The following is a 9,482-nucleotide window of genomic DNA, read 5'->3' as shown; positions in this document are numbered from 1 at the left end:
GATCGATCTTGCTGCGCGGCGGCAGCGCACGAGAGACGATCGCCTCCCGGATGAAGCTGGCCGCCTCGTCCTTGAGGTTGCCGTAGCGCCGCCGACCCGAGGCGAGCAGCCGGATCGCGCTCGGGTCAGCGTCACGTGTCGTCACGGGAGGCTCACGTGGCCGTCCGGGGCGGGCGCCCTCGGCGCGGGCGTTCGCCCGTCATGTCCGCATCCTCTGTCACGACACCGCGGGATAGTCGCTCGATGCGGCGGTCTCCGCCGCTTCCTTCATGTACCTGACCACGTAGCCTCCGAAGTCCTCGAGCTTCGGGTCACCGTTCGCGCGTTGGTAGCCCTGCTCCAGGACGGTCGCCAGCTTCCATTTTGCCAGCACCAGGTAGTAGTCGAAGTCATCCACCTGCCGGCCGGAGCGCTCCGCGTAGAACGCGAGGAGCTTCGAGCGGGGCGGCATGCCGACGAGGTACTCGTTGTCCGAGGGGCCGGTGGGGTCCTCCGGCCAGCTGTGCAGTGCCCAGGCGACGTCCAGCTTCGGGTCGCCGACGGTGCCCATCTCCCAGTCGAGGATGGCCGCGAGCCGGGCCGGCGTGCCGTGCCGGAACATGACGTTCGGGAACTGGTAGTCACCGTGCATGATCCCGGGGACGAAGTCGAGCGGCCGGTGGCACGCCAGCCACCGGGTCGCCTCGTCGAGCCCGGGGACCTCCCGGGCCCGGATCCGCTCGTAGAAGCGGATCCAGCGCGCGACCTGCCGGTCGTGGTAGCCGTCGGGACGGCCGAGGTCGCCCAGGCCGCGGGCCCGCCAGTCGAGGGCGCCCATCTTCACGATGCCGTCGATGAGCTCGTAGGCCAGCCCGCCGCGCGCCTCGAGGTCGGTGTCGAACGGCGGCGCCCACCAGCCCGGCGTGTTCATCACCGACCAGCCGTCGACGACATCCATCAGGTAGAAGGGACGGCCGATCACGCTCGGGTCCGCGCAGGCGGCGATACCGTCGGCGACGGGCACGTCGGTACCGGTGAGCGCCTCGATGATCCGCCACTCGCGCAGGATCCCGGCGTCGCGCTCGGCCGGTGCCGCGGCGGGCGGCTTGCGCAGCGCGGCGCGGCGCGGAACTCGCCCCGGCTGACCTCGAAGATCTCGTTCTGCCGGCCCCCGGAGAGCAGCCGCACCTGGACGGGCAGGCCCTGGGTGTCCAGCCACCGGCCGAGCGCGTCGACGTCGAGCGCCGAGCCGGTGTCGCTCGCCACCTGGCTCACTGGTCCGCGCCCGCGGGCTCGAGGAACTCGGCCCACTTCTTGCGCGCGGCCTCCTGGCGCAGCGGCAGCCACTGCGTCGGCCACAGGCCCTCGGTCGGCGTTCCCTGCCTGAGCACAGCGCGGGCGACCGTCACCCGGTGGATCTCGCTGGGGCCGTCCGCCAGGCCCAGGATCATCGAGCCGGAGAACCACTCGTTGAGCGGCAGGTCGTTCGTCGTCCCGAGCGCGCCGTGCACCTGCAGCGCCCGCTGGGTGATGTTGTGCATGACCTGCGGGGTCAGCACCTTCACCGCGGCGATGTCGTGCCGGACGGCCCGGTAGTCCTTCAGTTTGTCGATGCGCCACGCCACGTACAGCACGAAGAGCCGGAACTGGGTGAGCTCGGCGTAGGAGTCGGCGAGATAGTTCTGCACCGACTGCTTCTCGCTCAGCCGGCTGCCCTTCGTCTCGCGGCTCAGGGCCCGCTCGACCATCATGTCCAGCGCCCGGCGGGCCTGGCTCACGGTGCGCATCGCGTGGTGGATCCGCCCGCCGCCGAGCCGGGTCTGGCTGATCGCGAAGGCCTGCCCCTCGCCACCCAGCACGTTCTCGACCGGCACCCGGACGTCGGTGAAGCGGACGAGGCCGTGCGTGCCCTGACCGGGCACATCCTGCCCGAACAGGGCCATGTTGCGCTCGATCTCGATGCCGGGGGTGTCGCTCGGCACGATGAACATCGACGCGCCGTGGTGGATGCCGACGTCGGGGTTGGTGACCGCCATGACCAGGTAGAACGAGGCCCACTTGGCGTGCGAGGCGAAGAACTTCAGGCCGTTGATCACCCAGCCGTCGCCGTCCCGCTCGGCCCGGGTGGTGAACATGCCCGGGTCGGAGCCGCCCTGCGGCTCGGTCATCGCGAAGCAGGAGACGATGTCGCCGTCGAGCAGCGGCTGGAGGTAGAGCCGCTTCTGCTCCTCCGTGCCGTAGTGGGCGAGGATCTCGGCGTTACCGGTGTCGGGCGCCGCCGTACCGAAGATCACCGGCCCCCAGGCCGCCCGGCCGATGATCTCGTTGAGCAGGGCGAGCTTCACCTGGCCGTAACCCTGGCCGCCGAGCTCCTGGCCTAGGTGGCAGGCCCACAGGCCCTGGTCGCGGACCTGCTGCTTGAGCGGGCCGACGATGCGCCCGATGACCGGGTCGATCGGCCGCTCGAAGACCTGGTGCCGCCACAGGGCGTCGAGGGGCTCGACCTCCTCCCGGACGAAACGCTCCGCCCAGTCCAGCTTCTCCTGGTACTCCGGCTCGGTCTCGAACTCCCACACGGCGCGCCTCCAGCGATCCCGGGATTGCTTTCTCAAGTCGACAATATATTATTTGGCAGGTGACGAGCAACGCCTCCCCCTCGACGCCGCGGCCGCTGCCGGCGGTGGACGATCTCAACGCCTTCTACTGGTCCGCGGGCCGCGACGGCGTTCTGCGGTTCCAGCGCTGCCAGGACTGCGCCTCGCTGGTACACCCGCCCCAGCCGGTCTGCTGCTACTGCCACTCCGACCGTCTCGGGGTCACCGAGGTCAGCGGCCGCGGAACGGTCATCGGCGTCACCGTCAACCACCAGCCGTGGGAACCGGCCTTCCCTCCCCCGTTCGTCGTCGCGTCCGTCGCGATCGACGAGGATCCACGGGTCCGCGTGATCACCGGTCTGGTGGACATCCCGACCGAGGACGCGGCCGTCGGGCTGCGCGTCCACGTGCGGTTCGAGCAGGCCGAGGACGTGTGGCTCCCGGTCTTCGCCCCGGTGCCGGGGGAACCGGGGCCGGCGGAGACCGCGTCAGAGGAACCGGGCCCGGCGCAGGGCGACGAATCGCGACGGGGCCTGGTGTTCGGGCCTCTCCCCGACGACGTCATCGCCCCGGCGGAGCACGCGCGCCACGTGCGGCCGATGGTCCGCGCCGACAAGTTCGAGGACCGGGTGGCGATCACCGGGATCGGTATGTCCCCGGTCGGCCGGCGGCTGATGCTGCCGCCGCTCACGCTGGCCGCGGCCGCGGCCAGGGCGGCGGTCGCCGACGCCGGCCTGGAGCTGTCCGACATCGACGGACTCTCCACCTTCCCCGGAGGGGAGCTGATCGGCGGCTTCACCGAGGGCGGGGTGACCGCGCTCGCCGACACTCTCGGCATCCGGCCCACCTGGTACAACGGCGGCTCGGAGACGTTCGGCCCCGGCGGCGCCGTCGTCGCGGCCATGCTCGCGGTGGCCGGCGGCCTCGCCCGCCACGTCCTGTGCTTCCGTACCGTGTGGCAGTCCACCTACGCCGCCCAACAGCGGGCCGCCAACCCCGGCGGCGGCAGCCCGTACGGCATCGGCGGTCGCGGCGGCCGGATCATGGGGCCGCAGGGGTACATCGCGCCGTACGGCGTGGGTTCCGTCGCCATCAACCTCGCGATGATCGCCTCGAACTACTTCCGCCGCTACGGCGCGACCCGCGAGGCCCTGGGCTGGATCGCGATCAACCAGCGGGCGAACGCCGCGCTCAACCCGCAGGCCGTCTACCGCGACCCGATGACGATGGGCGACTACCTGAACGCCCGGATGATCACCACCCCGTTCGGCCTCTACGACTGCGACGTCCCGATGGACGCGAGCCTCGCCGTGATCGTGTCCGCGGTGGAGACCGCCCACGACCTGGCCAGCCCACCCGTGTTCGTCGAGGCGGTCGGCACGCAGATCACGGAACGGTTCCTCTGGCACCAGAGCACGACGAGCCACGAACCGCAGACGCTCGGCCCGTCCGCGCATCTGTGGTCGCGCGCGTCGCTGCGGCCCGCCGACGTCCAGGTCGCGCAGCTCTACGACGGCTTCACCTTCAACTGCCTGTCCTGGCTGGAAGCCATGGGATTCTGTGGCATCGGCGAAGCCGCCGACTTCGTCGCCGGCGGCCACAACATCGCGCGCAAGGGAGGCGTCGTCGCGCTCAACACCCACGGCGGCCAGCTCTCGGCCGGCCGCACCCACGGCATGGGCATGATCCACGAGGCGGTCGTCCAACTACGCGGCCAGGGCGGCGCGCGCCAGGTCGACGGCTGCTCCGTCGCCGCCGTCAGCACCGGCGGGCTCGCCCCCGCCGGCGCGATGCTGCTATGCCGGTCCTAGGAGAAGTCGTGACGGAGAACCAGCGGGCGCCGGACGAGACGGCCGGCGGGCTGGAGCCCGAGTTCGCCCGGATGCTCGACGCCCTACGGGTCCTGCAGGACACCGCGAGCGGCGTCGACCTGCCGGCCGACGTGGCGCGAAACGCCAGCCTGGACATCGAGCGGCTCAGCGGACTCCTGAAGCCCTACCTGGTGGCCGACACCCTGCAGGCCGCCGGCCGGACCCCCGGTATCGGGGGCCGCGCGCACGCGCTGCTGCCGATGGTGCACGTCGACGAGGCCGACGACAACCGCCTCGTCGGGCACGTCACGTTCGGCCGGTACTACCTCGGCGGCTTCGGCGCGGCCCACGGGGGCGCCATCCCCCTGATGTTCGACGAGATCATGGGGCGGCTCTCGAACGCGGGCGGCCGGCCGATGGCGCGGACGGCCTACCTCAACGTCAACTTCCGCGCCGTCACCCCGATCGACGTCCGGCTCCGCGTCGAGGTCCGGCACGACCGGGAGGAGGGCCGCAAGCGGTTCCTGACCGCCGCGCTCTACGACGGTGAGACCGTGACGGCCGACGCCACCGCCCTGTTCATCACCCTCAAGCCTGGTCAGCGCTAGCGTTCGGGGACCGCGGGCTGATCCACGGCGTGGGAAAGGGCATGGCCCGGCGCTCTACTGGTCGGATCCGTCGGTAATGCTGGAGATGTTCGGCGCCGAAGGCGTCGTCCGTTCCGCGGAGCTGGTGACCGCGCTGCGCCGGCGCGGCATCCGCCTCAGCGTCAAGGTCGACGGCGCCGACTGGACCTGAGTCGCACCCCAGCACCGACCAGAAGGGCACACCGATGACGACACCGACCCCCCAGCAACGTGTCCACGGCGCGCTGCTGGGACTGGCCGCCGGCGACGCGCTCGGCGCCACCCTGGAATTCATGCCCCCCGAGGAGATCAGGCGCCGCCACGGCGTCCACACCGAGATCACCGGGGGCGGGGCGTTCGGGTGGCGTCCCGGGCAGGGCACCGACGACACCGACCTGACGATCGCCGTGGCCCGCGCCTACGCCGACGGCTACCAGCTCGGCGCGGTGACCGAGCACTTCCTGCGCTGGTACCGGGGACGTCCCCGCGACATCGGCGGCATGACCGCAGCCTCCCTGGGTCGCATCGCCGACGGCGAGGAGCCGCTGGCCGCCGGCGCCGCCGCGACCGCCGCGGCGCGCGGCGGCGGCGCCGGCGCCGGCGCCGGCAACGGCAGCCTCATGCGCGCCCTGCCCACCGGCCTCGCCCGCTCCCACCCGGACCGGTGCGCCCGCGAAGCCGCCGAGATCAGCGCCGTCACCCACGCCGATCCCCGCTGCGTGCACGCCTGCGTCGCCTACACCGCGATCGTCTCCGCCCTCGTCGAGGGCACACCGGTCCCCGAAGCCCTCCAGGCAGGACGCCGACACCACCGGTGCCATCACCGGCGGCCTCCTCGGCGCCCGCGACGGCGCCCCGGCCGTGCCCACCCGTTGGGCGCAGCAGCTGGAATACGCCCCGGAGATCAGCGAGCTCGCCCCGGCGCTGCACGCCCTGCGCAGCCACCACCCCAGCGCGGAGCCGCTACAGGCATGACCAGCGACTCCGCGCGCGAGCGTGACAGCTTCGTCTGGACCGACCCGGACACCGGACTCCTCGACCAGATCGGCCGCCCGGCAGCACGCTGAATGGCGACCAATCCGAGTGTCGACACCGTACATGCGATAGACGCAGGTAGGGCGGCCGGACGGCGAAGGCGGCCCGACTCGTCCTCGCGCCCCCAACCACTACCCGAAAACCACCACCAACTCCCAGAACTGAAGCTGCCCCGATTTCGGGAGTGCCAAGGAAACGGTGATGGTCAGCAGGCTGGCCGCCGGTCCCCACACGAGTCACGGAAGGGGTCAGCGTCCGTGACAGAGCTGTCGTTCTCCGCTCGCCGCCGCCAGCAACCGCCCGCACGCGACCCGCTCGTCCGCCCCGAACAGGTCCACCCCGACCCGCTGCCTCGACAACCCCGGCTGTGGGCAGTCCTCCACCCGCACCGGCACCAACCGCCGCTCGACCCCTGACGGATCCGCAGCCCATGCCGCCTGCCACTCCGCCTCCGCATACGCCGAGGTCAAGTAGGCCGCGACACCACCGCCACCGTCCGCGCCGCCACCATCGCCGCCCGGTGCATCTCATACACGAAGTTCGCGCCCGCGGTGAAGTCCCACCCCTGTAGCACCACCACGTGACCGGCCGCTTCCAACTGCCAGGCGACCCACTCCGCCCAACCCCGGTCCGCCGCCGTGTACGACACGAAAAAATCCACCCGCCGCGAAGGAGCTCCGTCACCCGCAGCCGCATCGTCCCGGCCGACCGGTGGGACCCCCGTCCCCACACTCATAACCGCACAACCCTGCCACCCCGACCACGAACCGTCACAGGCCGCCACGCGGACCGGAACCAGCAGCTGTCGGTCCGACACTCGAGAATGAGGCACTTCCCGGGAGCTGGAACCACGTCGAAAGGACATCATTGTGCGTCCGGCCGGGTTCCGTTGGGACCCGCTTCTGCCGCCTCTCGATGTCCAGGGCGCTGGTGTCGGCCGCGACAATTTCTCCGATCGCACGGTCTCCTCGTCGCCCGGCGCCCCGCCCCTTGCCTGCGACACCCAGGACACAATGCGCGACGACGTTGAACGAGGCGGCGGCGTACAACGCCACCACGAGGCACCGGACCAGGAACGGGTCGCGAGCGCCATGTCTGACCTCCCACACCAGAGGAACCCCGCACCATGAAGTGGCAGTGGATCGGCCTGGTCTTCTTCTCCCTCACCGTGCTGCCCGCAGGACTGGCAATGGCCGCCGACCGGGTGCCCCGCCGCCTGCGCGCCAGGCTGGCGCCGGTACGCCCGCGCGGCTGGTCCCTGCTGCTGATGTACTCCGTAGCGCCCTTCAACGCGATCCCGCGTCTGGCCGACGCCTCCCCCGACGTGACTCTTGCCTACACCGCAGCCGGCGTTCTCCTGAGCCTCGCCGGCCTCATGCTGCTGGGCATCGCCGGCCACCGGCACCTGCACCGCCCCCTGTAAGAAGCCCGGCGGCGCCGTTGAGGCCGCCGGGGCGCCGTCGCTGTCCGCTGCCTGCTCGGACGGCGCGGCACCCCGGTTGGGAAGGCTCAGGTCGGTCAGGTGCAGCTGCCGAGGTTCTCGACGAAGGTCCCGGACGGGTCGCCGGTGGCGTTGGGGTCGGCGGACCCGGGCAGGATGGCGATGCGGTGCTCCCGGTAGGTGGGGTTGATCAGCGTGGGCCAGTGGTACGGATCAGTCGCCCACCAGGTGACGACCCCGCGTGGGGTAGGCGGGAACTGCTGCCCCATGCCAGCGGAGGTGAAGGTGTTTTCGGCGATGGCCCAGGTGCCGTTGGGGCAGTAGCCGGCCCCCTTGATCCGGGTGGTGGGGTTGGAACCGGTCTCCGGGTCGATGTGGGTCTTTTTGCCCGCCGGGTCGTTCACCGGGTCCGGGATCCACCACTTCAGCGCGACGGCCCTGGTGGCGTGCCCGGTGGCGGCCTTCCACAGTGGCGTCTGGTAAACACTCCCGCCGTTCGCGGCATAGACGGTCTCGAGTCTCAGTGGAGGCGCCCCGGCGTCGACCCGCACCTTGTTGATCAGGCAGGTCATCGACAGCTCGGAAGTCTCCGCCCGCTGCTGGGTGATGGGCTTGTCGGCGTAGATGCTGTCGCAGTAGTCGATCCGAACGAGCCTCTTCGGGGCGGCCTGGGCGGCCGGCGACTCGGCGGCGGCGAACCCGACGAGGGCGATTGCTGCGGCGACGGCCGAGACGGTGAGCCGACGGAACGGGCGCACATGCTCCCACGTGGACTCTCCGCGCCGCCGGCTGCGGCGCAGTCGATTGATGAGGCGAGCCGGCGGCGCGCCGACGCGGTGTGGTCCGCCTCGTGAATTGTTGACCTGGGTGACGTGCACGGTGGCCTCCATCGGGATGGGTTGGGTCCTGGTAGCTGTTACCGGCGGTCGGTCTCATCGCCTCGGCGCCGAGTCTGGCTTGTTCTCGGTTGTCGCCCTCTTTTTTCTGCTCGGCGGACCGTGTCTGGCCGTCCCGCATCACTACGCCGCGTTTCCGGCGGCCGGTGGTCGAATAGGAATCGATGTCGGGTGGCTTTGCTGGCATCGGATGCGTATGAGGTTAGCGGCCGGCGATGCCGTGGCGGCAGGGGTGCGGGCCGGTGTCCTTCCCGAGGGTGCTAGCACCCCGATACCCGTTTACTGTCCAATGGCCGACAGCTGGCTGGAATCCTTCTACCTATGGATCGGGGCCGGTGGCTGTAGCCACCGGGCCATGTGTCGGGCCGGTAGCTGCCGGGTGGGATGGGTGCTGCGGTCGGGGAAAGCCCTCGGCTAGGGAGGGCCTTCCCCGACAAACCTTTTCGGCGTTACCTGCCCCCAAGTTACGGTCGGGGGTTGGCGGTCACCCTCGACGTGTCCCCGCAGCTGTGCCGGATAGTCGTCGCCAACGATCCTGCCGGTTACTTGCCTGCTCCGATCAGAGACGCACTCCGGCGCCGATCCGGCGGAAAAGCGGACGAATGTTTCTTGTCCCGCCCCCGTTACCTCCTTTACGGGCGAGGGGAATTCCTTGCCGGTGGAGCCGTGACGGTGGCTGGCTCGGCTTGACTGGCCGGTCCACCGGTCCACCGGCCCACCGGTCCACCGGCCCGCGGCCGCACCGATTGGAGTGCCCTGTGCCTCGGCGGGCGGGATCGGCGGCGTGCTGTCGGCGGGGGCCGCACGGTGCCGCCCCCTCGATGGCACCGAGACGACGGCCGCCGGGGTGGACCGCGGCTCGCTCCGTAGGCGGGGCCGCGGTGCTGGGTGGCTGTCGTCGGGTTCATGGGGACCACGGTGGCTGCCGGTCGGCGTGTCCGGCGGTCTCTCCGGACGTATTGCTGGAGGTTCCCGGGCAATGCGCTGGTAGCGCTGGCTATTGTCGGTGTCTGGGGGGTGGCCGGCGGTGCCGGACACCCCGGGTGTGGCCGGTGAGGGTGGCGCGGAGATGGCTGTCGGCCAGGGTTGCGGACACGTGG

The 9,482-nt window shown here is 71.1% G+C and carries 6 protein-coding genes and 2 pseudogenes; 4 read left to right on the top strand and 4 right to left on the bottom strand.

Going from position 1 to position 9,482, the window contains the following annotated elements:
* Positions 1–217: 217 nt before the first annotated feature.
* Positions 218–1,245: pseudogene (locus FMEAI12_RS06935) on the bottom strand (phosphotransferase family protein).
* 5 nt (positions 1,246–1,250) lie between these two features.
* Positions 1,251–2,555, bottom strand: a complete 1,305-nt coding sequence (locus FMEAI12_RS06930) for an acyl-CoA dehydrogenase family protein (RefSeq protein WP_112105390.1) — start codon at positions 2,553–2,555, stop codon at positions 1,251–1,253.
* 59 nt (positions 2,556–2,614) lie between these two features.
* Between FMEAI12_RS06930 and FMEAI12_RS06925 the strand changes: the two genes are divergently transcribed.
* The 3 genes from FMEAI12_RS06925 (at position 2,615) to FMEAI12_RS06915 (ending at position 6,077) form a co-directional block, all read left to right on the top strand.
* Positions 2,615–4,384 carry an OB-fold domain-containing protein gene (locus FMEAI12_RS06925; protein WP_112105389.1) on the top strand — a complete coding sequence of 590 codons (1,770 nt, stop codon included), beginning with the start codon at positions 2,615–2,617 and terminating at the stop codon, positions 4,382–4,384.
* A gap of 8 nt (positions 4,385–4,392) precedes the next feature.
* Positions 4,393–4,992, top strand: a complete 600-nt coding sequence (locus FMEAI12_RS06920) for a hotdog domain-containing protein (RefSeq protein ID WP_235013778.1) — start codon at positions 4,393–4,395, stop codon at positions 4,990–4,992.
* A gap of 224 nt (positions 4,993–5,216) precedes the next feature.
* Positions 5,217–6,077, top strand: a complete 861-nt coding sequence (locus FMEAI12_RS06915; RefSeq protein WP_235013777.1) for an ADP-ribosylglycohydrolase family protein — start codon at positions 5,217–5,219, stop codon at positions 6,075–6,077.
* A gap of 216 nt (positions 6,078–6,293) precedes the next feature.
* On the opposite strand, the pseudogene FMEAI12_RS06910 reads toward FMEAI12_RS06915, so the two are convergent.
* Positions 6,294–6,781, bottom strand: a pseudogene (locus tag FMEAI12_RS06910) (toll/interleukin-1 receptor domain-containing protein).
* A gap of 390 nt (positions 6,782–7,171) precedes the next feature.
* Between FMEAI12_RS06910 and FMEAI12_RS06905 the strand changes: the two are divergent.
* Positions 7,172–7,468 (top strand): hypothetical protein, encoded by a 297-nt coding sequence (locus tag FMEAI12_RS06905; RefSeq protein WP_112105388.1) that lies wholly within the window; start codon positions 7,172–7,174, stop codon positions 7,466–7,468.
* Between the two features lie 95 nt (positions 7,469–7,563).
* On the opposite strand, the gene FMEAI12_RS06900 is transcribed toward FMEAI12_RS06905, so the two are convergent.
* Complete coding sequence (locus FMEAI12_RS06900; RefSeq protein WP_131627926.1) at positions 7,564–8,364, bottom strand: CAP domain-containing protein; 801 nt, start codon at positions 8,362–8,364, stop codon at positions 7,564–7,566.
* Positions 8,365–9,482 lie beyond the last annotated feature (1,118 nt).

It is taken from the genome of Parafrankia sp. Ea1.12 (genome assembly GCF_900465275.1).
Taxonomy (GTDB): domain Bacteria; phylum Actinomycetota; class Actinomycetes; order Frankiales; family Frankiaceae; genus Parafrankia; species Parafrankia soli.
Note: the sequence above shows the minus strand (reverse complement) of the source record. Positions and strands in the feature narration are given on the sequence as shown.

Bases quoted from the DNA above. Each gene is read 5' to 3' on its own strand.
- FMEAI12_RS06915 (WP_235013777.1), top strand. From the start codon at position 5,217: ATGACGACACCGACCCCCCAGCAACGTGTCCACGGCGCGCTGCTGGGA.
- FMEAI12_RS06905 (WP_112105388.1), top strand. From the start codon at position 7,172: ATGAAGTGGCAGTGGATCGGCCTGGTCTTCTTCTCCCTCACCGTGCTG.